Here is a 23,679-nt window from a genome sequence, read left to right on the forward strand (position 1 = left end):
AATCGCCTGAATTATTCCTCGTTCAGCAACTGACTCACCAGCGCGATATGGGTCTTAATGCCGACCGCCAGCGCATCTTCGTCGATGCGAAAATGCGGGTTGTGCACGTTCCACGTCGCCCCTTTTTGCGCATTGCCGCAGCCGATAAACAGGAAGGTTCCGGGGATTTTCTCCTGATAGGAGGAGAAATCCTCGCTGCCGAATAGCGCCTTATCCTGCAGCTGTAGCGTGCCTGCCGGGAAGTGGCGGGCTATGGCTTCACGGGCGATATGATTGGTGGCGTCGTGGTTGTTTCCCACCGCATAGCCCTGCTGCCATTTGATTTCGTAGCTGGCGCCGTGGGCGGCGGTGATGCCGTCGATAATCCGCGCCATCAGCGGCGGTACCGCCTCGCGCACCTGCTGGCTATGGGTACGCAGCGTCCCGGCCAGGCGCGCGCTGTCGGGGATCACGTTATAGCTATCGCCGGCCTGAAAAGTGGCGATAGTCAGCACCGGCGCGTTGGACGGGTCGATATGGCGGGCGACGATCTGCTGCAGCGCGCCGACCACTTCCGCGCCGATGGTCACCGGATCGATACAGTGCTGCGGCATCGAGCCGTGGCCGCCTTTGCCGCGAATGGTGATATCAAAGTTATCGCTGGAAGCGACGTACACTCCCTCTTTCAGGGTAATCACGCCAACCGGGCTGGTGGGGAAAACATGCAGGCCGAAAATATGTTCAACGTCGTCAACCACACCCAATTTAACCAGCTCACGCGCGCCGCCCGGCGGCACCTCTTCCGCTGGCTGGAAGATGAATTTAATGCTGCCGTGCAGCTGTTCGCGAAGCTGGCACAAGACTTTCGCCGCCCCCATCAGCATCGCGGTATGCGCGTCGTGACCGCAGGCGTGCATTACGCCGGGCTTCGTTGAGCAGAATGCTTCACCACTCTCTTCCTGTAGCGGTAGGGCATCGATATCGGCCCGCAGCGCCCACATTGGCCCAGGATGCGCGCCGCGCAGTACGGCAATCACGCTATTTTCCAGCGGGCGGCTTATCTCGAGATCGGCAAACGGCGCCAGCTCGCGGGCGATGTAATCGGCGGTCGGCTTCTCGTTAAACGACAGATCCGGATGGGCGTGGATATGGCGACGCCAGCGCAGCGCTTCCTCGGCCGCGGCGGAAATGAATTGTTCAGTGGCGTGTTGCATCAGTGACTCCTTCAATCAATAACGGGCTGACTGACGACGGTTTTACGTTTCATGAGCGGCAGCACCGCCAGCGCGGAGCAAACCATCGCCAGTGAAAGAAACAGGAAAGCGCTGGCGTAACCGTGGGTTTTCTCCACCAGATAGCCAATGACGATCGGCGAGACAAAGCCGCCGAGGGTACCACCGGTATTAATCAGACCGATGGCCGAGCCCATCATATTTTCCGGCAGGCGCTTCATCGGCAGGGTAAAGGCGGTGACGAAGGTCGACATCAGGAAAATTTCGCCGATAAACAGCAGCAGGCTGGCGATAAGCGGCGTCCGGGCGTGGAAGATGGCGAAGATCGCCACGGCGCTGATTAGCGCGCTGATGGCAATCACCAGCGGTTCGCGATTAAGAAAATATTTGCCCACCAGCCAGCCGGTACCGAGCGATGAGATCCAGATCCCCAGCCCCCCCGCGGCCACCACGTAGCCGGATGCAGAAAGCGACATTCCCATACTCTGAACAAAAAACTTCGGCAGCCAGGCCATCAGGCCATAGCTGGGAATATTGACGCAAAAGATAGCCAGAAAGAGCAGGATAACCGTGGGGTTACGCCACAGGGCGGCGCCAGCGGCGCTCTGTTTCGCGACCACCGCCGTCGGCTGTCGGCGCGGCACGCGCAGGGCGATCAGTAGGGCGATAGCGCAGGCAACGATCCCCAGTACGGTGAACGACAGATGCCAGCCGAGCAGCGCCAGCGCGTTAACAGCGATAATCGGCCCAATGGTCATCGCCAGTCCCGCTGACGACAGCAATATTGATTGGGCGAAGGTACGTTGTTCAAGAGTGAAGTTGCTTACCACCGCTTTGGCGCAGGAGCAGGGATAGCCGGAGTGGCCGACGCCCGACAGAAAGCGGAACAGCAGCAGCAGGCCGAAGCTCGCTCCCAGCAGGCCGAAGCACAGCGCGAAGATCCCCAGCGCCGCCAGCGACAGCACCAGCATGGTTTTGTAGCCAATGCGATCGTTAAGCCAGCCCGCCGGAACCTGAAACAGCGAATAGGCGAGAAAAAAGATGCCGGTAATGTAGCCCAACTGCTCGGCGTTAAGCCCGAACTCCTTTTCGATAGGCAGCAGCGCGAAGCCGGTGACGGTTTTGTCGATATAAACGACCACGTAGCCGATAAACAGTAAGAAGATCATCTGAGACTGACTTTTCATTTTTTTCCGCCCGGTGTCTCATGGTTGCATGTGTTGTCGTGGGGAATCCCCCCACTGCATCCTCAGGCTTTACCCGCGCGGCGGGAAGATATAATTTTTCTATAGGTGATGCTTTTTTCTGATAGGGGTGAGCGGTGAAATATCTTCCCAAATTGAACCAACTGCAGGCGCTACGGCAGGTGGCGCGTAGCGGCAGCATCCGCTCAGCGGCGCGTGAACTGGGGCAATCGCAGCCGGCACTGAGCCGGACATTACGTGAGCTGGAGCAAATCCTCGGCACGCAACTTTTTCTACGCAGCAAAGAAGGCGTCGCCCTGACCGAAGCGGGAATCGCTTTCTTACAGCGCGCGGAGTGGGTGCTGGAGGAGCTGCGGCGCGCGGCGGACGAGGTGGAACAGATAAACCATGTCACCCACGGTCGGCTGACGGTCGGCTTTTCGTCGCTGATTGCCCTGACGGTGTTTCCGCAGGTGGCCGAAGGATTTAAGCAGGTGCTGCCGCAGGTACAGATGACGGTGAAAGAGGGGCAGCTTTCGTCGCTGCTGCCGGGCGTCCGCAGCGGAGAGATTGACCTGGCTATCGGATCGGTCGACCCGATGCATCCGCCGGAAGGGGTGATGCTGGAACCGCTGTTTACCGCGCCGTTCTGCGTTATCGCGCGCAAGGGGCATCCGCTGGCGCACGAAAGCGATCTGCTGGCGCTGCGTAAAGCCCGCTGGCTGCTGCCGGAGTCACCGATGGGCTACTATCAGCAGCTACAAAACGAGCTGATTCATTTTTATCGCCAGGTGTCGATTACCCCGCTACGCACCGACTCGGTGATAGTCGGCTTGCAGATGGTACTGGAATCCGATTATCTGACCATCGTCGCGCGCGCCATGAGCCAGCCGCTGCAGCTTGGCGATAAGCTGGTCACGCTGCCGGTATCCACGCTCCCGGCGGCGCAGTATTGCGCGGTATGGTCGCAAAAATCGGCGCTCACCGCCAATGCCCGGCTGTTTCTCAATCGGCTGCGAAGCGCCTGTCAGCGCTACGCCTGGTAAAACGGCGGCTCGCCAGCTGGCTGAGGGCGCAGCACAGTAAATAGTAAACCGCGCCGGTAAAGACGAATATCGCCAGCGGGTAGATTTGCACCCGGTTATTGACCTGCCCGGCGACGGTGGTGAGTTCAGGCACGTTGACGATAAACGCCAGCGAGGTGTCTTTCAGCAGGCCGATAAAAATGCCCACCAGCGACGGCTGGACGTTGCGCAGCGCCTGCGGCAGCAGGATTAAGCGTAGCGTCTGGCCGGGGGCGAATCCCTGCGTCAGCGCCGCTTCATGCTGGCCGCCGGGCAGGGCGCGCAGCCCCGCCAGCACCGAGTGCATCACCGAGGCGGCGGTGAACCACGCCAGCGCCAGCGTGACCGTCACCGCGCCCGGCAGATCGCCGCCGGTCAGCATCGGCAGCAGATACCACAGCCAGAAAATAACGAAGATCAGCGGGATACCGCGAATAATTTCCGCCCACAGGAACAGCAGACGACGGACCGCTCCGCCATAGCGCCAGGCGGCGCAGGCCAGCAGAATACCACCCGGTAGCGCCAGCGCGGTCGCGCCGATGGCCATCAACAAGGTGAGCGCCACGCCGCCGGGCTGGCCTTCCGCCAGTCGTCCCCACAGCAGATAATCAAGGTTGTCGGCGATCACCGCGAGGTTAGCGTTCATGTTGTGCGCTCCGTGGCTGACGATATCCCGGACCGAAGCGCGTCAGCGCCAGTCCCATAACAATACCCAGCGCCAGATACAGCACTGTGCCGATAGCAAAGGCCTCCAGCGCGTGGGCGTTATAGCTCTCGATTTGCCGTACCTGGTAGGTGAGCTCGGCAAAACCAATACCGCTGGCCAGCGAAGAGAGTTTCATCAGGTTCAGGTACTGGCCGACAATCGGCTGCCAGGCGTTGGCCAGCCCCTGCGGCAGCAGAATAAAACGTAATTCACCCCACGGGCTAAATCCCTGCGACAGCGCCGCTTCGCGCTGGCCGTGGTTGACGGCGCGCAGTCCGGCGGCAATCTCTTCCACCAGAAATGCCGAGGTAAATACGCCGAGCCCCCACATTGAGCAGAGAAATTCCGGCGTCAGCCACCAGACGTCGCCCGGTAGAATCGACCAGCTATGGGAGTCGTTGATAAAATCGCGCGCCGCCAGCGGCAGCAGGTTCCAGGCGGCGAAGTACCAGAACAGCAGTTGAACCAGCAGCGGTGTATTGCGAAACAGCGATACCCACGCCGCCACCAGCCAGCGGCCGGGGCGTCCGCCGCCGAGACGCAGGGCCAGCAGCAGCACCGCCAGCGCGGTGGCCAGCAGTATCCCGGCGAAGCTGACCCAGACGGTGGTCAGGAAACCGGAGATTATCCACTGTAGCGGCTGCCCGCTGAGCACGCCATGCCAGTCGAGAATCGCCATCACTCAATGCTCTCCTGATGCAGCGGGTCGAGCACCTTCTGCAGAAAACGGCGAGTACGCGCATGCTGCGGGCGGGCGAAAAATTCCGCCGGCGGCGCGGTTTCGAGGATTTCGCCACCGTCGATAAACACCACCCGATCGGCGATTTCGCGGGCAAACTGCATCTCGTGAGTGACCACCACCATGGTGATACCGCTGTGGGCCAGGGCTTTCATCACCTGCAGCACTTCGCCGATCATCTCCGGATCCAGCGCCGAGGTCGGTTCATCGAACAGGATGATTTGCGGCGAGGAGGCAAGGGCGCGGGCGATGGCGACGCGTTGCTGCTGGCCGCCGGAGAGCTGAGCGGGCATCTGCCGCGCTTTATCCGTGAGACCGACCTGGGTGAGTAATTCCAGCGCCCGCTTTTGGGCGGCATCGTGTTGCCAGCCGTGCACGCGCTCCAGCGCGAGGGTAATATTCTCCTGCGCCGTCAGGTGAGCGTAGAGATTGAACTGTTGAAAAACGAAGCCGATCCGGCTGCGCAATTGGCGCAGCGCGCTGCCGGTCAGGCGGCGGGTCGGTTTGCCATCGATGAGGATCTCGCCGCCGCTTAACGATTCAAGCTGGTTGATCAGGCGGATCAGCGTTGATTTACCCGATCCTGATGGCCCGAGGATCGCCACCACTTCGCCGGGATTGACCGTTAAATTAACGCCGTTAAGTACCTGATGATCGCCGTAGCGTTTAACCACGTCGCGAAAGGTAATACTGGCCTGCTGCAGATGCGAGAAATCCACGGCCGAAGCCGCGGATCGTGAAAATAAGGCGGAAAACATCTGGGTTATTTCGCTTCTATGGTAAAGGCGCGCGGTTGCGGAGAGGCGGTGCCAGGGCCAAACCAGGTGTCGTAGATTTTCGCCGCCTGGCCGGATTTTTCCAGCTTAACCAGCTCGTCGTTTACCGCTTTCAGCAGCGCCGGCTCGCCTTTTTTCACGCCGACGCCAATCTCTTCTTTGCTCAGCAAATCCGGCAGAATTTTAAAGTTGGCTTTATCCGGCGCGCCCGCCAGCAGCCCGGCGAGAATGGTGCTGTCCTGGGTAATCGCCTGCACGTTGCCGTTTCGCAGGGCGGTCAGCGCCAATGGAATATCGTCATAGGAGAGCACCCGCGACTGCGGGAAACGCTGGTGCAGCGCCTGTTCGCCGGTGGTGCCTTTTACCGCGCCGATGCGCGCTTTACTGTAGTCATCCAGTTTATCCGGCGACTTAGCCGGAACCAGGAACTGCTGGCCGGTTACAAAGTAGGGCGTTGAGAAATCAATTACCTGCGCGCGCTCCGGGGTAATGGTGATATCGGCGACGATCAGGTCGGCCTTACCGGACTGCAGCAGCGGAATACGGTTAGCCGGGTTAGTGGCCACCAGCTCAAGCTTGACGCCAAGAGATTTCGCCAGCGCCTGCGCGAAATCGACGTCGTAACCCACCAGTTGATGGGTTTTGGCATCCACGGAACCAAACGGCGGGTTAGCGTCGAAGGTGGCGACCTTCACCACCCCGGCGGCTTTGATATCGGCTAACTGGTCGGCCTGAACCTGGGCGGTCAGCAGCAGCGCGCCCAGCGCAAAAGCGATTTTGGTATAAGTTTTATGCATCATCATTCCCCTGAATCCCTGTTTTGTTTTGTGTTTATCACGCTCCCACAAAAGCGCCTCGTCCGGCAAAGAAGAAAAAATTCTTATCTATAACCAAAATCTCTTAATAAAAATGGGGATATTGCTGTTAACCAAATCGCTTTTACAGGAAGGGGTTAGTCACCGAAGCGCAGCGGCGAATATGCATCTTCCAGGATTACAAATTCGGAATTGATATTTCCCGCCCGTCGGCGATTGTGGTTGAAATAACAACAACGCAAACCCGACCGATGGAGGAGAAATGAAAGTAGCGCTGTGGCAACGGATTACCGGCTGGCTGGCTTTTTTATCTAACGGAGAAGCCGGGCAGCAAGATGGTCAACGGATGATGGAGGCGATCTTGCCGGTCGCCAGCCTGTATGGCGTGGATCTCGGCAACGTGGAAACCCGGTGGTTTCGCCATGACAAAACATACTGAGCGGCGCTGGACGCGCGAAGCCTACTGGAACGAGGTGTGCTCTGTGTAGCAGAAGGCTGCTTGCGGTTGCGGTAAAAAGGAGAGGCTCCGCAGCCCAAGCAGCTTTAAACCCTGGCTCCTACTCCTGTTCTCCCTGTTTTTTTCCCTTCTCCGTTTTGCAATTTCCCCGCCGTCACGGTATAAATGACCTTCATTTGGATGTTTAGACGTCCATACATAAAGAAGGCAATATGCAAACAACATCACAACAACAAGGTGGGCAACTTAAGCGCACCATGAAAACGCGCCACCTGATTATGCTCTCGCTGGGCGGCGTCATTGGCACAGGGTTATTCTTCAATACCGGCTATATTATCTCGACCACCGGCGCGGCGGGCACGCTGCTGGCGTATCTGATCGGCGCGCTGGTGGTCTGGCTGGTGATGCAGTGTCTTGGCGAACTGTCGGTGGCGATGCCGGAAACCGGTGCCTTTCACGTGTATGCCGCGCGTTATCTCGGCCCGGCGACCGGCTATACCGTGGCGTGGCTCTACTGGCTGACCTGGACCGTGGCGCTCGGCTCGAGCTTTACCGCCGCCGGGTTCTGTATGCAGTACTGGTTCCCGCAGGTGCCGGTGTGGGTCTGGTGCGTGATTTTCTGCGCGGTGATTTTCGCCCTGAATGTTATCTCTACTCGCTTCTTTGCCGAAGGCGAATTTTGGTTCTCGCTGGTCAAAGTGATCACCATCATTGCTTTTATTATTCTCGGCGGCGCGGCCATCTTCGGCTTTATTCCGCTGACCGACGGTTCACCGGCGCCGGGGCTGCATAACATCACCGCCGAAGGCTGGTTCCCCCATGGCGGCTTGCCGATCCTGATGACCATGGTGGCGGTGAACTTCGCTTTCTCGGGCACCGAACTTATCGGTATTGCCGCCGGTGAGACGCAAAACCCGCATCAGGTGATACCGGTCGCGATCCGCACCACTATTGCCCGGCTGATTATTTTCTTTATCGGTACCGTTTTCGTGCTCGCCGCGCTAATCCCGATGCAGCAGGCGGGGGTGGAAAAAAGCCCGTTCGTACTGGTGTTTGAAAAGGTCGGTATTCCTTACGCGGCGGATATTTTTAACTTCGTGATCCTGACCGCGATTTTGTCGGCGGCCAACTCGGGCCTGTATGCCTCCGGACGGATGCTGTGGTCGCTATCAAATGAGAAGACGTTGCCAGCCTGCTTTGCCAAAGTGAATAAACGCGGCGTGCCGCTAACCGCGCTGACGGTAAGCATGCTGGGCGGCGTGCTGGCGCTGTTTTCCAGCGTAGTCGCGCCGGATACGGTGTTTGTTGCGCTGTCGGCGATTTCCGGTTTTGCGGTGGTCGCGGTATGGCTGAGCATCTGCGCGTCGCATTTTGTTTTCCGCCGCCGCCATCTGCAACAGGGCAAAGCGTTAAGCGAGTTGCACTATCGCGCGCCGTGGTATCCGCTGGTGCCGGCGCTGGGTTTTGTACTTTGCCTGGTGGCCTGCGTGGGGCTGGCCTTTGACCCAAGCCAGCGTATTGCGCTGTGGTGCGGGATCCCGTTCGTCGCGCTATGTTATGGTGCTTACTATCTGACTCGTACACGGAAATTAACTCAGGAGCCGCAACATGTCGCAGAATAATCCGCTAACCGCCATCCTTGAAACGCAACCGTTCGTGCTGCTGGATGGCGCGATGGCGACGGAACTGGAAGCGCGCGGCTGCAATCTGGCCGATAGTTTATGGTCGGCGAAGGTACTGCTGGAGAACCCGCAGCTGATCCGCGATGTGCATCTCGACTATTTCCGCGCTGGCGCACAGGTGGCGATCACCGCCAGCTATCAGGCAACACCGGCAGGCTTTGCCGCCCGCGGACTGGATGAGGCGCAGTCGAAGGCGTTGATAGGTAAAAGCGTCGAGCTGGCGCGTAAAGCCCGCGAGGCGTATCTGGCGGAAAACCCGCAGGCGGGAACGCTGCTGGTGGCCGGGTCGGTCGGGCCGTATGGCGCGTATCTGGCGGATGGCTCTGAGTATCGCGGCGATTATCAGCGCAGCGCGGAGGCGTTTCAGGCATTCCACCGTCCGCGCGTCGAAGCGCTGCTGGATGCCGGGGCGGATCTGCTGGCCTGTGAAACATTGCCGTCGTTTGCCGAAATCACGGCGCTGGTGGCGCTGCTGCGTGACTACCCGCGCGCCCGCGCCTGGTTCTCGTTGACCCTGCGCGACGCTGAACATCTCAGCGACGGTACGCCGCTGCGCGAGGTTGTTGCGGTATTGGCCGATAATCCGCAGGTGCTGGCGCTGGGGATTAACTGTATCGCGCTGGAAAATACCACCGCCGCGCTGCAGCATCTGCACAGCCTGACGTCGCTGCCGCTGGTGGTCTATCCTAACTCCGGCGAGCACTATGATGCGCTGACCAAGACCTGGCATCATCACGGCGAAGCCTGCGCGACGCTCGCGGCCTATTTGCCGCAGTGGCTGGCGGCTGGCGCCAGGCTGATTGGCGGCTGCTGTCGCACCACGCCGCAGGATATCGCCGCGCTGGCGGCGGGCCGCTAACACCTGTATTTCTTTCCCCCGGATGGCGGCGCTCCGCGCCTGATCCGGGCTACAACGACAACATCCGCAACTTTTGGTAGCCCGGCTCAGCGCAGCGCGAGCCGGGGGAACCCATTTCTTTAATCCCTGTTTTTAACTATCTAATCCCGCTTTTCTTCTAAAAACGATTCGCTATTAGGCAGAATTTTTAATTACTTCATCTCCACGCTGATGCCGGAAATACTGCACCCATAACAACTAAGGGGAAGCAGACATTATGGCATTCACATCGCGAATTACTCTTCTGGCGGCGCTGGCTTTCGCTGCCTTCCAGGCGCAGGCGGTTAACGTCACCGTCGCCTATCAAACCTCCGCTGAACCGGCGAAAGTCGCCCAGGCGGACAACACCTTCGCCAAAGCCAGCGGCGCCACCGTTGACTGGCGTAAATTCGACAGCGGCTCCAGCATCGTACGCGCGCTGGCCTCAGGTGATGTACAAATCGGCAACCTCGGTTCCAGCCCGCTGGCGGTGGCCGCCACTCAGCAGGTACCGATTGAAGTGTTCCTGCTGGCCTCAAAGCTCGGTAATTCCGAAGCGCTGGTGGTGAAGAAAGATATCACTAAGCCGGAAGATCTGATTGGCAAACGCATTGCGGTACCGTTTATTTCGACCACCCACTACAGCCTGCTTTCCGCGCTGAAACATTGGGGAATCAAACCGGGCCAGGTGCAGATTATCAACCTGCAGCCGCCGGCGATTATCGCTGCCTGGCAGCGCGGCGATATCGATGGCGCTTACGTGTGGGCGCCAGCCGTTAACGAACTGGAAAAAGAGGGCAAGGTGCTGACCGACTCCGCGCAGGTGGGGCAATGGGGCGCGCCGACGCTGGATGTCTGGGTTGTGCGTAAAGACTTTGCCGAGCAGCATCCGGAAATCGTGAAAGCTTTCGCTAAAAGCGCCATCGACGCGCAGCAGCCCTATATCGCCAACCCGGAGGCGTGGCTGAAGCAGCCGGAAAATCTCAGCAAGCTGTCGCGACTGAGCGGCGTGCCGGAGGCGGATGTGCCGGTGTTAGTCAAAGGCAATACCTATCTTACCGCCGCCCAGCAGGCGCAGGAGCTTAACGGCCCGGTGAACCAGGCGATTATCGATACCGCGAAATTCCTCAAAGAGCAGGGCAAAGTGCCGGCGGCCGGAACCGATTATAGCCAGTTCGTTACCGACCGTTTCGTGAAATAAAAGGAGGCTCCGATGCTGCAAATCTCGCATCTCTCCGCTGATTATGGCGGTAAACCGGCGCTGGCGGATATCAACCTGACGTTGGACAGCGGCGAACTGCTGGTGGTGCTGGGCCCTTCCGGCTGCGGCAAAACCACGCTGCTGAACCTGATTGCCGGATTCGTGCCTTACCAGCACGGCAGCATCACTCTCGAAGGCCGTCGCATCGACGGGCCGGGCGCCGATCGCGGCGTGGTGTTTCAAAATGAAGGCCTGTTGCCGTGGCGCAACGTGCTGGATAACGTCGCGCTGGGATTACAGCTGGCGGGGGTTGAAAAGACCCAACGCCGGGAAATCGCCGCGCAGATGTTAAAAAAAGTCGGCCTGCAGGGGGCGGAAAAACGCTTTATCTGGCAGCTTTCCGGCGGCCAGCGTCAGCGTGTCGGTATTGCGCGCGCGCTGGCGGCGGATCCGCAGCTTTTGCTGCTGGATGAGCCCTTCGGCGCGCTCGACGCCTTTACTCGCGAGCAGATGCAAACTCTGCTGCTGCGACTGTGGCATGAAACCGGCAAGCAGGTGCTGTTGATTACCCACGATATAGAAGAAGCGGTATTTATGGCCAGCGAGCTGGTGCTGCTGTCGCCGGGGCCGGGGCGGGTGCAGGAACGCCTGCCGCTGGAGTTTGGCCGCCGTTTTGTCGCCGGTGAATCCTGCCGCAGCATTAAATCGGATCCGCAATTTATCGCCCAGCGCGAATATGTGCTTAGCCGGGTGTTCGAACAACGGGAGGCTTTCTCATGAGCGTGGTCCTCAATGATAAACCGCGCCAGCGCGCGCTGAAGTGGCGCTGGCCGCTCTCACGGCAGTTGACCCTTAGCGTAGCGACGCTGGCGGTGTTGCTGGCTATCTGGTGGGCGGTGACCGCGCTGCAGTTGATTAGCCCGCTGTTTTTACCCTCGCCGTGGCAGGTATTGCAGAAGCTACTGACCATTGCCGGGCCGCAAGGCTTTATGGACGCGACCCTGTGGCAGCATCTGGCGGCGAGCCTGACGCGTATCGCCATCGCGCTGGTACTGGCGGCGATCGTTGGCGTGCCGGTGGGGATCGCCATGGGATTGAGCCCAACGGTACGCGGGATCCTCGACCCGCTGATCGAACTGTATCGTCCGGTACCGCCGCTGGCGTGGCTGCCGCTGGTGATCATCTGGTTCGGCATTGGCGAAACGCCGAAAATCTTACTGATCTATCTGGCTATTTTCGCCCCGGTAGTGATGTCGACGCTGGCGGGGGTTAAAAGCGCGCAGCAGGTCCGTATTCGCGCCGCGCAGTCTTTAGGGGCCAGTCGCGCTCAGGTGCTGTGGCTGGTGATCCTGCCGGGCGCGCTGCCGGAAATTCTTACCGGCCTGCGCATTGGCCTTGGCGTCGGTTGGTCGACGCTGGTGGCGGCGGAGCTGATTGCCGCCACTCGCGGCTTAGGTTTTATGGTGCAATCCGCCGGTGAATTCCTGGCGACCGATGTGGTGTTAGCCGGGATCGCGGTGATTGCGATAATCGCATTTGTTCTGGAACTGGGACTGCGCGCGTTGCAGCGCCGCCTGACGCCCTGGCATGGAGAAGTACAATGAGTGAACGTCTTAGCATTACCCCGTTGGGGCCGTATATTGGCGCGCAGGTGGCCGGAGCCGATTTGACCCGTCCGTTAAGCGACAATCAGTTCGAGCAGCTATATCACGCGGTACTGCGTCATCAGGTGGTGTTCCTGCGCGAGCAAAATATCACCCCGCAACAGCAGCGCGATCTGGCGTTACGGTTCGGCGATTTGCATATTCATCCGGTCTATCCGCATGCGCCGGGCGTGGATGAAATTATCGTACTGGATACCCATAACGATAATCCGCCGGACAACGATAACTGGCATACCGACGTGACCTTTATCGACACGCCGCCGGCGGGGGCGATTCTGGCGGCGAAGGAGTTACCTTCTACCGGCGGCGATACCCTATGGACCAGCGGTATTGCCGCGTGGGAAGCGCTCTCCGAACCGTTCCGCCAGCTGTTGAGCGGTTTACGCGCGGAGCACGATTTCCGCAAATCGTTCCAGGAGTATAAGTACAACAAGACGGAAGTGGAGCATCAGCGCTGGCGCGAGGCGGTGGCGAAGAACCCGCCGCTGTTGCACCCGGTGGTACGTACCCATCCGGTAACCGGTAAGCAGGCGCTGTTCGTCAATGAAGGATTTACCACCCGCATTGTGGATGTCAGCGAGAAAGAGAGCGAGGCGCTGCTGAATTTCCTGTTTGCTCACGTCACTAAACCGGAATTCCAGGTGCGCTGGCGCTGGCAGCCGAACGACGTGGCGATTTGGGATAACCGGGTGACGCAGCATTACGCTAACGCCGACTATCTGCCGCAGCGGCGCATCATGCACCGCGCGACAATTCTTGGCGATAAGCCGTTCTACCGGGCGGGATAAACGGCTAGAGATGCGCGCCGATGTAGCGCTGGTAGCGGTTGGCTTTGAGGTAGGTTAAATCCACCAGTACTAGCCCATCGACGCAGTGATTAAAGTCCGGGTCGCTGCCGAAATCGATAAACTGCACGCCGCCCGGCTCGCACACTTCCGAGTACTGTTTATACAGCGGCGGAATGGCGCAGCCGAGATTACCGAGCAGCGACTTCAGCCGCGTCAGGTCTTCGGTGTAATCCTCGCCGCCAAACTGCGCCAGCACGTCGGGTAGCGAAGCTGGGTAGGGGCGGCGCGATTTGGCCAGCGGATGCGTCGCCGGAAACCATAAGCGGTAGAAGGCGACCAGCAAATCGCGGGCATCGGGCGGCAAGCCGCCGGAAATCGAGACCGGGCCAAAAAGATAGCGATAGTGCGGGTTTCGCGCCAGCCAGGCGCCGATGCCTGACCAGAGATAATCCAGCCCGCGGCGCCCCCAATAGCGCGGCTGAATAAAGCTGCGCCCCAGTTCAATCCCGTGCTGCAGAATATCGTCCATCCGCGCGTCGTAGTGGAACAGGCTGTAGCTGTAGATGCCCTCCACTCCCCGTTTCTCAAGTTGCATGGCGGTAGGCATAAAACGATAGGCGCCGACGATCTCCAGATCCTCTTCATCCCATAAAATCAGGTGCAGGTAGTCATCATCGTAGCTATCAATATCGCGGCGTTTGCCGCTGCCTTCTCCGACCGCCCGGAAGGCTATCTCCCGCAGACGGCCCAGTTCGCGCAGCAGCGGCGCCTCTTCCTGGCCGTTGCGCTGCCACAGATAAATCAGTTTACCGTCGGCGGTTTTGCCCAGACATTCGGTTTTTGCCAGCTCGCGTTTGAGCAGCGCGCGGTCTTCCGGGCGGGCGATCGCGCTTTCGCTTTTAAACAGGCCGGGGTGTCCTTTACCGAGGCGCTCGACGTGGCGGTAGCACCGGTCCGCCAGTTCGCGGGTGGAAAGCTGCGGCTGATGCCACGATGACCACGCGATTTGCTGGCCAATGCGTAAGGGCAAGCTGCTATCGCGGCGGCGAAACATCTGCTGCATTAACAGCAGCAGCGGCAGATTCTCGGAGAGCAGGGCGCTGGCGTAGAACAGCGGGCTGTTGTGGGCGCGGATCCAGGCCGGCAGCAGCGGCGCGCGGTATTTCGCCGCCAGCTTGATGAAGCCGGGATGCCATTTTTTATCACGGATGCCGCGGCGGGTCAGGCGCGAGACTTCCCCCGCAGGGAAGAAGATCAGCACGCCGCCCTGCTGAAGCTGCTGGTCCATCTGCTGCAGCGCCGCTTTGGCGGTACGGCCGTTGATATTATCGACCGGAATAAACAGCGAGCTTAGCGGTTCAAGATGGGTCAGCATGCGGTTAGTGACGACTTTGACATCGCGCCGCACGCGGGAGACCGCATAAAGCAGGGCGAGCCCATCGAGCGTCCCGGTCGGATGGTTGGCGATAATCACCAGCGGGCCATGTTCGGGGATTTGTTCAAGGTCATGCGCCGGGATAGCGCAGCGGATATTGAGATGTTCTAGGACCTGTTCGACCGTATCCAGTCCTTTCAGGTGACGATGGCGGGCGGCAAATTGCTGGAACTCTTCTTCATGCAGAAGCTTTTTCAACACCTTTTTCTGCCAGGGGGCGGGCCTCGCCTGAGGCCACAGGTCATCGAGAACGTTGTCGAGACTAAACATAGTGACTCCTCCTCTGTCCTGCCCAGACAGTAGAAGGCGCAGATGTCGTTCAGATTACAATTCGGTGAAGATTCGGTCTCAGCAGGCGAGGTTTCCCGGATAGCGTCAGCGCCACCGGGAGAATTCCCGGATAGCGGCTTACGCCTTATCCGGGCTACGGTTTGGCATTTGGTTGGTAGCCCCGGTAAGCGTCAGCGCCACCGGGGAGGATCCCCGGATAGCGGTTTACGCCTTATCCGGGCTACGGTTTGGCATTTGGTTGGTAGCCCCGGTAAGCGTCAGCGCCACCGGGGAGGGGCTATCGGCGTTCGCCGCAGCTAAGATCCAAGCTTTCGCCAGCCCAGTTTGCAGGATATAGCCCGCGTTGGACATCTCGATGAAAGGTTGAAAATGGCCAATCTATAACCTGCGTAACCCAGCCATGTTTTAATGGATTGATATGTATGTAATCAACATGGCGGCGATAATCTTCTTCATCACGTATGGCATGCTCCCAGAAGCGAGGTTGCCAGATATGTTGTCGTTTTAATGTTCTACTAAAGCAGCCTTTGATATCGCGCCAGCGGGAAGAAAAATCGTCATCATTGTTGGGAAGTGTCCAGATACAGTGGAGATGTTCAGGCAATACCACCCAAGCATTAATGATAAAAGGGCGACGTTGTTTTACAACGGAAACGGAGTAGCGAAATAATGCAATTCTTTCAGTCAGAAGCATGCTTCTACGGTCCTTCAAATTAACGGTAAAGAACCAGGTTCCCCCCTTGATGTAATAGCGTCGATAAGCAACCACAGCTTCTCCTGGTAGCCAGCGTTTATAATGTGATTTAAGTCGTTAAAGGAGAAGAGAAGGTTCGCCAAGGAGCCGTCACGGAAGATGGAAAGCAGCACGCAAAATCTGATTCCCGGATAGCGGCTCACGCCTCATCCGGGCTACAAGGTAGCCCCGGTAAGCGTCAGCGCTACCGGGAAGAGGGCAGGTTTAACGCAGGATTTTTTTCTCGGCCAGATCGAGGGCGAAATAGCTGAAGATCAGGTCCGCGCCCGCGCGTTTAATTGCGCCAAGGCTTTCCAGCACCACTTTCTCTTCGTCGATAGCGCCAGCCTGCGCGGCAAATTTGATCATCGCGTACTCGCCGCTGACCTGATAAGCGCCGAGCGGCAGGTTGCTGCGCTCGCGGATATCACGCAGGATATCCAGATAGGCGCCGGCCGGTTTCACCATCAGGCAGTCCGCGCCCTGGGCTTCATCGAGCAATGACTCACGAATTGCCTCGCGACGGTTCATCGGGCTCATCTGGTAAGTTTTACGATCGCCCTTCAGCGCGGTACCGGCGGCTTCGCGGAACGGGCCGTAGAACGATGACGCGAATTTGGTTGAGTAAGACATAATCGCGGTATTGGTAAAGCCTGCGGCATCCAGCGAACGGCGGATCGCCTGTACCTGTCCATCCATCGCGGCGGATGGCGCGATGAAATCAGCGCCGGCGGCCGCGGCGACTACCGCCTGCTTACCGAGGTTTTCCAGAGTCGCATCGTTATCGACGCCGTGCTCGCACAACACGCCGCAGTGGCCGTGCGAGGTGTATTCGCAGAAGCAGGTATCGGACATGACGATCATTTCCGGCACCGCCTGTTTGGCGATACGGGTCATGCGCGCCACCAGACCGTTTTCATTCCAGGTGTCGCTACCGGTCGCGTCGGTATGGTGGGAAATACCAAAGGTCATCACTGAACGAATCCCGGCGTTGGCGATGCGCTCAATTTCGCGCGCCAGATGTTTTTCCGGAATACGCATGACGCCAGGCATCGCTTCGATGGCTTTGTAATCGTCAATTTCTTCTTCAACAAAGATCGGCAACACCAGGTCGTTCAAACTCAGTGTTGTCTCTTCAAACATGGCGCGCAGCGAGGCGGATTGACGCAGGCGGCGTGGGCGAGTGATTAAATCTGTCATGGTTTGCCTGATTTTGTGAAATGAAAGAAGGTAGTGTACCGCAAACGACAGCGGGATGTTTCGCCAAAACGATCCTTAACAATCAGTGGCAAAACATCCCGCAACGATTACTGGCTGGCGGTTTCCATATTCGGCTGCACGCCGCTTAAGGCGCTGACGAGGTCGTTGACGCCGTCGCTCATGGCGCTGAAACGGGTCAACGCGGAACGGGTCACCACCACGAAGACCCCGACGTTAGCCTGCGGGTTCATCGCCATATAGGTAATAAATCCGCCGCCGCCGCCGGTTTTCTGGATAATGCCCGGATGGCCGTTTTTCGGCTTCATGTACACCCAGCCAAGACCCAGCGCATCGGCTTTACCCGGAACATCCATGCCGATCACTCGGGTGAGCTGGGTACGTTGATAAATCAGCGTCTGCATGCGATCGGCCTGCTGGCCGCGAGTATAGAAATCCGAAGAGAGGAACTGCTGCATCCAGCGCATCATATCGCCCGGGGTCGAATACACGCCGCCGCTGCCGATGGCCGCGAGGGTGTTATTACACGGGCTGGCGCCTTTCTCCGCCACCATCAAGCGCTGACACTGATCCGGCGATGGGGTGAAGGTGGTGTCCTTCATGCCGAGCGGGCGGGTGATTTGTTCTTCAAACAGCTGCGGGTAGGGCTTACCGGCGGCGGTCGATAGCGCATCGGCCAGCAGGTCGAAGGCCAGGTTGGAATAGGCCGCCTGCGAACCCGGCGTGGTTTTAAGCGTAGCCGTCGACAGCCAATTCCAGCGCTGCTGGCGAGTCGGCCAGACGAATACCGGGCGATGCGCCGCGCCGCCGGGCTGCTCGCGCGGCAGGGCGCTGGTGTGGGTCGCGAGATTGACCAGCGTAATCGGTACGCCCTGGTAGGTTGGCACCCGCGCGCCAGGCGGCGCGTATTTACTCAGCGGATCGTCAAGCTTAACCACCCCCTGATCGAGCAGTTTCACCAGCATTTCACTGGTCATCAGCTTACTCAGAGAGGCGATGCGGATAACGGAATCCAATTGTGGATGCTGATTATTACCCGGACGGGTTTCGCCGAAGCTGCGGAATACGCGCTGGTTGCCGTCGATAACCACCATCGCCATGCCGGTGGCGCCGCTGCCGTAATAAATATGTTCGGCGAAGCGGTCGACCACATCAGAAGTAAATACCGGATCAACGCTCGGCTGAACCGCCTGGGCTGAGGTCCACGACGCCGCGCACAGCGCAGCAAAAATGAGCAAACTACGTTTCAACGGAGGCATCCATCGTTTATTAGGGGAATATACACCGTATTTATACTACGAAGTCGCGGCGAGCAAAGTGGGAATAACGACAATATTTCACAGAAAAGCGTAACGGTGCGTAAAAATGACTTTTTTCCGCTTTCAGATATCTGCTTTTCCGCCTGACGCGTATGATTAAGCTCTTATTCATCTTATAAAAGAGAGTGGTGATGGCATCTCAACGGGTTCTGATGGTAGTGGATATGCAAAACGGCGTATTCGAGACGCCGCGTGTCGATCGCGAACGCTGCGTAGCGCAAATCAATCGCCTGATTCACGCCGCCGATAGCGTTATTTTCATTCAGCACGCTGAAGCAGGCGGGCTGGAAGAAGGAAGCGAAGGATTCGCGCTGCTGCCTGAACTGGTGCAACCCGCCGGGGCGCGCTACGTCACCAAAACGGCCTGTGATGCGTTTTATAAAACCGATCTTGAACAGGTGCTGCGCGAGAACGGAACTCACGCTTTTGTTATCTGCGGCTGCGCGACCGATTATTGCGTCGATACCACCATCAAAAACGGCGCCAGCCGCGGCTACGCCATCACCATTGCCGAAGATGCCCATACCACCGCCAATCGCGCCGCCGCCGAGGCTAAAACGCTGATCGCTCACTATAACGAGGTGTGGCGGACTTTCACCCTTCCCGATAATCCTTTACGCGTGAAACCCGTAGAAACAATTCTTGCCGAATGGCAGACGAACTAAGTCGCTGATATCCGGTCTCATCATGGGTCCGCTTTACTTCGCCGCCGCGCGTTGCGGCGGGCGTACGTGTGGTACACAGCAAAAACAGAACGATAAGAAGTTAGCAGGAGAGTACGATGTTTAAAGCTTTTTTCCCCAAACCGGGGCCGTTTTTTATTTCTGCCTTTATCTGGTCGCTGCTGGCGGTGATCTTTTGGCAGGCGGGCGGCGGCGACTGGCTGCTGCGGATAACCGGCGCATCGCAGGATGTCGCCATCAGCGCGGCGCGGTTCTGGTCGCTCAACTATTTGGTGTTTTACGCGTATTACCTGTTCTGCGTCGGCGCCTTCGCGCTGTTCTGGTTTATCTATAGCCCGCATCGCTGGCAATACTGGTCTATTCTCGGCACCTCGTTGATTATTTTTGTCACCTGGTTTTTGGTGGAAGTTGGGGTGGCGATCAACGCCTGGTATGCGCCGTTCTATGACTTGATTCAGAGCGCGCTGGCCACGCCGCACAAGGTCAGCATCAATCAGTTCTACCACGAGATTGGCATTTTTCTTGGCATCGCGCTGATTGCGGTGGTGATTGGCGTGCTGAATAACTTCTTCGTAAGCCACTATGTGTTCCGCTGGCGTACCGCGATGAACGAACACTATATGGAACACTGGCAGCATCTGCGCCATATCGAAGGTGCCGCTCAGCGTGTGCAGGAAGACACCATGCGCTTCGCCGCGACGCTTGAAGATATGGGCGTAAGCTTTATTAATGCGGTAATGACGCTGATTGCCTTCCTGCCGGTGCTGGTTTCGCTGTCGGCGCATGTGCCGGACCTGCCGATCGTTGGCCATTTACCGTATGGGCTGGTGATTGCCGCTATCGTGTGGTCGCTGATGGGAACCGGGCTGCTGGCGGTGGTCGGGATCAAGCTGCCGGGCCTGCAATTTAAAAACCAGCGGGTAGAAGCCGCCTATCGTAAAGAGCTGGTGTATGGCGAGGATGACGCCAACCGCGCCACGCCGCCGACCGTGCGCGAGCTGTTCAGCGCGGTGCGCCGCAACTACTTCCGCCTCTATTTCCACTATATGTATTTCAATATTGCCCGTATTCTTTACCTGCAGGTGGATAACGTTTTCGGCTTGTTCCTGCTGTTTCCGTCGATTGTCGCCGGTACGATTACGCTCGGCCTGATGACCCAGATCACCAACGTGTTCGGTCAGGTTCGCGGCTCGTTCCAGTATCTGATTAGTTCGTGGACCACGCTGGTGGAACTGATGTCCATCTATAAACGTCTGCGCAGCTTTGAGCGCGAACTGGATAACAAAGGGCTGCAGGAAGTCTCTTCAACCGTTAATTAATTAATGAATGCAAGGAAGGTTTATGGCGCAGGTTTCTCGCGGTGTTTCACTCTCTTTTACGCTGCTGGCCGGGTTGGTGCTGAGCGCCTGTACCAGCCAGCAGGCGCCTAAGTTGAAAGAAGGCGAGAAGCCGGTGGATGTCGCCGCCGTGGTGCGGCAAAAAATGCCTGCCAGCGTCAAAGACCGCGAGGCCTGGGCGCAGGCGATTGCCAAAACCTTTGACAGCCAGAAGCTGGCGCCGACGGAAGAAAACGTCTGTTCGGTGCTGGCGGTCGCCCAGCAGGAATCAAACTATCAGGCCGATCCGGCGGTACCGGGCCTGAATAAAATCGCCTGGCAGGAAATTGACCGTCGGGCGGAAAAAATGCATATCCCGGTATTTCTGGTGCATACCGCGCTGAAAATCACCTCGCCGAACGGTAAAAGTTACAGCGAGCGCCTCGATAACGTCAAAACGGAAAAACAGCTAAGCGCGATTTTTGATGACTTCATCGGCATGGTGCCGATGGGCCAGAAGCTGTTCGGCTCTCTCAACCCGGTGCATACCGGCGGACCAATGCAGGTAAGCATCGCCTTTGCCCAGCAGCACACCGATGGCTATCCGTGGAAAATGGACGGCACCGTGCGCCAGGAAGTCTTCAGCCTGCGCGGCGGGTTGTGGTTCGGCACCTATCATCTGCTCAACTACCCGGCTAACTATAGCGTGCCGCTGTACCGCTTTGCTGATTTCAATGCCGGTTGGTATGCCAGCCGTAACGCCGCCTTCCAGAATGCGGTGGTTAAAGCCACCGGCGTTAAGCTGGCGCTGGATGGCGATCTTATTCGTTATGACAGCGATGAACCCGGAACGACTGAGCTGGCGGTGCGCCGTTTAGCCGGGCAGTTGGGGATGAGCGATGGCGATATCCATCGCCAACTGAAAAAGGGCGATAGCCTGGCGTTTGAAGAGAGTGATTTGTATAAGAAAATATTCAAAATCGCCGAGAAAAAGGCCGGGAAAACGCTTCCGCGCGAGATGTTGCCGGGGATCCAGCTGGAAAGCCCGAAAATCACCCGCAATCTTACTACCGCGTGGTTTGCTAAGCGGGTCGACGATCGCCGCGCCAGCTGTATGGCGCGTCGTTAACGGTTATGGTACCAGCGCAGGATAAGCCCCAGCGCGCCGACCAGCAGGCTACCAAACAGGAACGGAATTAAACCGAACAGGGTACCGACGCCGAGCCCAATCTCAATGCGCGGGCGGTTGGTATCCTGAATCTGAATGAGATGTTCGAATACGCCTGGCGCGTGTACCAGCATGCTCAACATTTGCGCGCCGGCCCAGATGCACAGCAGAACAAAAAGCGCGTAGGCAATGTTACCGCTGGTGATCGATACCTTCTTTTTGTTGCTCCCCATCAGCGTTTTTGAAAACGTAAATTCAGCCATATAAACCTCCGCAACATCTGTTCCGCTGGTTTTTCCTCCAGCTCTATAGACAGGAATTCTGGCAGCGCCGGGCGTTTCCCTGTATCAGATTGCTGGTAATTTCTGCCAGGAATAATCCTGTTTTGACAAAACTGCCGGCGAGCCCGCATTGCACAAAAGGGAGAGCGGCTTCGCATTGTGCGAACAATCTTGTTGGCGCGGCGGGCGGCTATGCGATGATGTTTTTTTTCCGCAGGAGTCGTTATGAAGCTGACCGACAAAATCCGCCGTGACTGGCACTACTACGCGTTTGCGCTGGGGTTAATTTTTATTCTCAATGGCGTGGTGGGGCTGTTGGGGTTTGACGCGCAGGGCTGGCAATCTTATGCCGTCGGTTTGGTGACGTGGGTAGTGAGCTTCTGGCTGGCGGGATTTGTTATTCGCCGCCGTCCGGCAGAAGAGGCGTAATATCCCCGGCAAGACATGGTAGTTATTATTATCGGTTTGCGATCGTTTCGCCCTGGAAAAACGGTTGTTCTGTGGTGTTTCCAGGCACATTGCGCTCCCGATAATTCTTCTGCGTTATGTCTCTCATGGCGCAGGGAGCGCACAGAGGGCGGCCAGTCGCCGCCGCCATCCGGCGCGAAAGTGGCTTTTTACCCGCGGTTATTGCCCGGCGGCGCTACGCTTGCGCGGGCCTACAGATCACATGCCGGCGTAGATACTGTTATCGGTTTGCGACTTTTTAAGGGTTTTTCCCGGACGCGGCGCGTTGCGCCTTCTCCGGGCTACCAAATCGCAAAGCGCTGTAGCAGCGCCACCGGGGGGGGAGAGCACCAGTAGTGTCAGCCAGCGTGGTGAAGAAATTAACAGCAGGCCGCACGGACCGTAGGTCGGATAAGGCGTTAGCCGCCATCCGACAAAATAACGGCACCGCGGTAGCCCGGGTAAGGCGGTACGCCGCTACCCGGGAAAAATGCTTAGTTCATTGAGGTTTTCAGCGCGCGGTCGGCTGCGTGGCGCTCCAGCGCCAACTCGATCAGGCGGCTTATCAGGCTGGTGTAATCCAGGCCGCTGGCCTGCCACAGCTTCGGATACATACTGATGTTGGTGAAGCCCGGCAGCGTGTTGATTTCGTTGATCACCACCTCGTTATCTTCCGTCAGGAAGACGTCAACGCGGGCCATTCCGCTGCAGCCGAGCGTTTGATAAGCGCGGACGGCGATATCGCGGATTTTGTCGTTGATCTCCGGGGCGATGGCTGCCGGAACCACCACCTGCGCGCCTTTATCATCGATGTACTTGGTATCGTAGGCATAGAATTCGCTATTGAGTACGATCTCCCCGCAGGTGCTGGCCTGGGGATAATCATTGCCCAGCACCGCGCACTCGATTTCACGGCCCTTAATCCCTTGTTCAACCACCACTTTATGGTCGAACTCAAAGGCTAACGCGACGGCCTGCCGATACTCTTCTTCGCTCTTCACTTTGCTGACGCCGACGGAAGAACCCTGGTTCGCGGGCTTCACGAACAGCGGTAGTCCCAGCTTCGCTTTGACATCGGCAAAGCTGAACTGCTGGCGGTTGGCGCGAGTCAGGGTGATGAACGGCGCAATCGACAGACCGGCATCGCGTAGCAGGCGTTTAGTGACGTCTTTATCCATGCAGGCGGCGGAGCCCAGCACATCGGAGCCGACGAACGGCAAATTCGCCATCCGCAGCATCCCCTGCAGCGAACCATCTTCGCCAAGGGTGCCGTGAACAATCGGGAAGATGACGTCGATGGCCGCCAGCGGCTGGCCGCTATCGGCGTTGATCAACTGATGGGCATCGCGACCAGGAATTTGCGCCAGCGTCACGTCGGACGGGCGCAGCGCGATATGAGCGGGATCCTGCGGGTTCAGCAGATAGTTGCTGGCATCGTTGATATGCCAAAGCCCCTGTTTATCGATTCCCAGCAGCACAACATCAAAGCGTGTCTTATCAATTGCTTCGACGATATTTTTGGCTGACTGCAGCGACACTTCATGTTCTGCCGACTTACCGCCAAAAACGATCCCAACCCTCATTTTAGCCATTTCAACTTCCATCCTGATTACATCAAAACACA

24 protein-coding genes are annotated in these 23,679 nt (G+C 58.1%); 12 read left to right on the forward strand and 12 right to left on the reverse strand.

Going from position 1 to position 23,679, the window contains the following annotated elements; genetic code table 11:
- Positions 1-11 precede the first annotated feature (11 nt).
- Together AC22LX_RS13730 and AC22LX_RS13735 are read right to left on the reverse strand one after the other, a co-directional pair.
- Positions 12-1,193, reverse strand: coding sequence for an amidohydrolase (locus AC22LX_RS13730; protein WP_487334024.1), 1,182 nt, complete (start codon positions 1,191-1,193; stop codon positions 12-14).
- Positions 1,194-1,204: 11 nt separating this feature from the next.
- The gene (locus AC22LX_RS13735) at positions 1,205-2,398 is read right to left on the reverse strand and encodes an MFS transporter (protein WP_045391018.1); all 1,194 of its coding nucleotides are present in this window, start codon (positions 2,396-2,398) and stop codon (positions 1,205-1,207) included.
- A gap of 134 nt (positions 2,399-2,532) precedes the next feature.
- On the opposite strand from AC22LX_RS13735, the gene AC22LX_RS13740 reads away from it, so the two are divergent.
- On the forward strand, positions 2,533-3,441 hold the full coding sequence (locus AC22LX_RS13740; RefSeq protein WP_487334025.1) for a LysR substrate-binding domain-containing protein: 909 nt from the start codon (positions 2,533-2,535) through the stop codon (positions 3,439-3,441).
- Here AC22LX_RS13740 and AC22LX_RS13745 read toward each other — a convergent pair.
- From AC22LX_RS13745 to AC22LX_RS13760, 4 genes are read right to left on the reverse strand one after another with little or no spacing between them, the layout of a single operon-like run.
- Positions 3,401-4,105 carry an amino acid ABC transporter permease gene (locus tag AC22LX_RS13745; protein ID WP_045391012.1) on the reverse strand — a complete coding sequence of 235 codons (705 nt, stop codon included), beginning with the start codon at positions 4,103-4,105 and terminating at the stop codon, positions 3,401-3,403. The two genes, AC22LX_RS13740 and AC22LX_RS13745, sit on opposite strands and share 41 nt — an antisense overlap.
- Positions 4,095-4,847: an amino acid ABC transporter permease gene (locus AC22LX_RS13750; protein ID WP_487334026.1), complete on the reverse strand. Its 753-nt coding sequence runs from the start codon at positions 4,845-4,847 to the stop codon at positions 4,095-4,097. The genes AC22LX_RS13745 and AC22LX_RS13750 overlap by 11 nt, the downstream gene beginning before the upstream one ends.
- On the reverse strand, positions 4,844-5,662 hold the full coding sequence (locus AC22LX_RS13755) for an amino acid ABC transporter ATP-binding protein (protein WP_487334027.1): 819 nt from the start codon (positions 5,660-5,662) through the stop codon (positions 4,844-4,846). Before AC22LX_RS13755 ends, AC22LX_RS13750 begins: the two co-directional genes overlap by 4 nt.
- A 5-nt stretch (positions 5,663-5,667) precedes the next feature.
- Positions 5,668-6,477 carry an ABC transporter substrate-binding protein gene (locus AC22LX_RS13760; protein WP_370429554.1) on the reverse strand — a complete coding sequence of 270 codons (810 nt, stop codon included), beginning with the start codon at positions 6,475-6,477 and terminating at the stop codon, positions 5,668-5,670.
- A 280-nt stretch (positions 6,478-6,757) separates the two neighbouring features.
- Between AC22LX_RS13760 and AC22LX_RS13765 the strand changes: the two genes are divergently transcribed.
- From AC22LX_RS13765 to tauD, 7 genes are all read left to right on the forward strand, one after another.
- Positions 6,758-6,934, forward strand: a complete 177-nt coding sequence (locus tag AC22LX_RS13765; protein ID WP_015368101.1) for a hypothetical protein — start codon at positions 6,758-6,760, stop codon at positions 6,932-6,934.
- 230 nt (positions 6,935-7,164) lie between these two features.
- Positions 7,165-8,574 carry an S-methylmethionine permease gene (gene mmuP / locus AC22LX_RS13770; RefSeq protein ID WP_045391004.1) on the forward strand — a complete coding sequence of 470 codons (1,410 nt, stop codon included), beginning with the start codon at positions 7,165-7,167 and terminating at the stop codon, positions 8,572-8,574.
- Positions 8,561-9,493 (forward strand): homocysteine S-methyltransferase, encoded by a 933-nt coding sequence (mmuM, locus tag AC22LX_RS13775; protein ID WP_213292741.1) that lies wholly within the window; start codon positions 8,561-8,563, stop codon positions 9,491-9,493. Before mmuP ends, mmuM begins: the two co-directional genes overlap by 14 nt.
- 256 nt (positions 9,494-9,749) lie before the next feature.
- The gene (gene tauA, locus AC22LX_RS13780; RefSeq protein ID WP_015368105.1) at positions 9,750-10,712 is read left to right on the forward strand and encodes a taurine ABC transporter substrate-binding protein; all 963 of its coding nucleotides are present in this window, start codon (positions 9,750-9,752) and stop codon (positions 10,710-10,712) included.
- A 12-nt stretch (positions 10,713-10,724) separates the two neighbouring features.
- Positions 10,725-11,492: a taurine ABC transporter ATP-binding subunit gene (gene tauB, locus AC22LX_RS13785; protein ID WP_045380937.1), complete on the forward strand. Its 768-nt coding sequence runs from the start codon at positions 10,725-10,727 to the stop codon at positions 11,490-11,492.
- Entirely contained in the window at positions 11,489-12,316 is an 828-nt protein-coding gene (gene tauC, locus AC22LX_RS13790) for a taurine ABC transporter permease TauC (RefSeq protein ID WP_045390998.1), read from the forward strand. The genes tauB and tauC overlap by 4 nt, the downstream gene beginning before the upstream one ends.
- The gene (tauD, locus tag AC22LX_RS13795) at positions 12,313-13,164 is read left to right on the forward strand and encodes a taurine dioxygenase (protein ID WP_047078672.1); all 852 of its coding nucleotides are present in this window, start codon (positions 12,313-12,315) and stop codon (positions 13,162-13,164) included. Before tauC ends, tauD begins: the two co-directional genes overlap by 4 nt.
- Before the next feature lie 4 nt (positions 13,165-13,168).
- Here tauD and olsF read toward each other — a convergent pair whose 3' ends face one another.
- The 4 genes from olsF to ampH form a co-directional block, all read right to left on the reverse strand.
- The gene (gene olsF, locus AC22LX_RS13800) at positions 13,169-14,869 is read right to left on the reverse strand and encodes a bifunctional ornithine lipid synthase OlsF (RefSeq protein WP_163310959.1); all 1,701 of its coding nucleotides are present in this window, start codon (positions 14,867-14,869) and stop codon (positions 13,169-13,171) included.
- Positions 14,870-15,167: 298 nt separating this feature from the next.
- On the reverse strand, positions 15,168-15,659 hold the full coding sequence (locus tag AC22LX_RS13805; protein ID WP_074165841.1) for an REP-associated tyrosine transposase: 492 nt from the start codon (positions 15,657-15,659) through the stop codon (positions 15,168-15,170).
- A gap of 189 nt (positions 15,660-15,848) precedes the next feature.
- A complete protein-coding gene (gene hemB, locus AC22LX_RS13810; RefSeq protein WP_015368036.1) occupies positions 15,849-16,823 on the reverse strand; it encodes a porphobilinogen synthase in 975 nt (324 codons plus the stop codon).
- 107 nt (positions 16,824-16,930) lie between these two features.
- Complete coding sequence (gene ampH, locus AC22LX_RS13815; RefSeq protein WP_020079517.1) at positions 16,931-18,091, reverse strand: D-alanyl-D-alanine-carboxypeptidase/endopeptidase AmpH; 1,161 nt, start codon at positions 18,089-18,091, stop codon at positions 16,931-16,933.
- 221 nt (positions 18,092-18,312) lie between these two features.
- Between ampH and AC22LX_RS13820 the strand changes: the two genes are divergently transcribed.
- The 3 genes from AC22LX_RS13820 (at position 18,313) to AC22LX_RS13830 (ending at position 21,288) form a co-directional block, all read left to right on the forward strand.
- Entirely contained in the window at positions 18,313-18,825 is a 513-nt protein-coding gene (locus AC22LX_RS13820; protein WP_163310962.1) for an isochorismatase family protein, read from the forward strand.
- Between the two features lie 116 nt (positions 18,826-18,941).
- The gene (gene sbmA, locus AC22LX_RS13825; protein ID WP_045390986.1) at positions 18,942-20,162 is read left to right on the forward strand and encodes a peptide antibiotic transporter SbmA; all 1,221 of its coding nucleotides are present in this window, start codon (positions 18,942-18,944) and stop codon (positions 20,160-20,162) included.
- 22 nt (positions 20,163-20,184) lie between these two features.
- On the forward strand, positions 20,185-21,288 hold the full coding sequence (locus AC22LX_RS13830; protein ID WP_045390983.1) for a DUF1615 domain-containing protein: 1,104 nt from the start codon (positions 20,185-20,187) through the stop codon (positions 21,286-21,288).
- Here AC22LX_RS13830 and AC22LX_RS13835 read toward each other — a convergent pair.
- Positions 21,285-21,590: a DUF2755 family protein gene (locus AC22LX_RS13835; RefSeq protein ID WP_015704540.1), complete on the reverse strand. Its 306-nt coding sequence runs from the start codon at positions 21,588-21,590 to the stop codon at positions 21,285-21,287. The genes AC22LX_RS13830 and AC22LX_RS13835 overlap by 4 nt on opposite strands.
- A 243-nt stretch (positions 21,591-21,833) precedes the next feature.
- Here AC22LX_RS13835 and AC22LX_RS13840 point away from each other — a divergent pair, with 243 nt between their 5' ends.
- Positions 21,834-22,037 carry a DUF2754 family protein gene (locus AC22LX_RS13840; protein WP_045390980.1) on the forward strand — a complete coding sequence of 68 codons (204 nt, stop codon included), beginning with the start codon at positions 21,834-21,836 and terminating at the stop codon, positions 22,035-22,037.
- 512 nt (positions 22,038-22,549) lie between these two features.
- Here the strand turns inward: AC22LX_RS13840 and ddlA are convergent.
- Positions 22,550-23,647 carry a D-alanine--D-alanine ligase gene (gene ddlA, locus AC22LX_RS13845; RefSeq protein ID WP_045390977.1) on the reverse strand — a complete coding sequence of 366 codons (1,098 nt, stop codon included), beginning with the start codon at positions 23,645-23,647 and terminating at the stop codon, positions 22,550-22,552.
- Positions 23,648-23,679: the final 32 nt, after the last annotated feature.

It is taken from the genome of Klebsiella sp. PK01 (assembly GCF_057624675.1).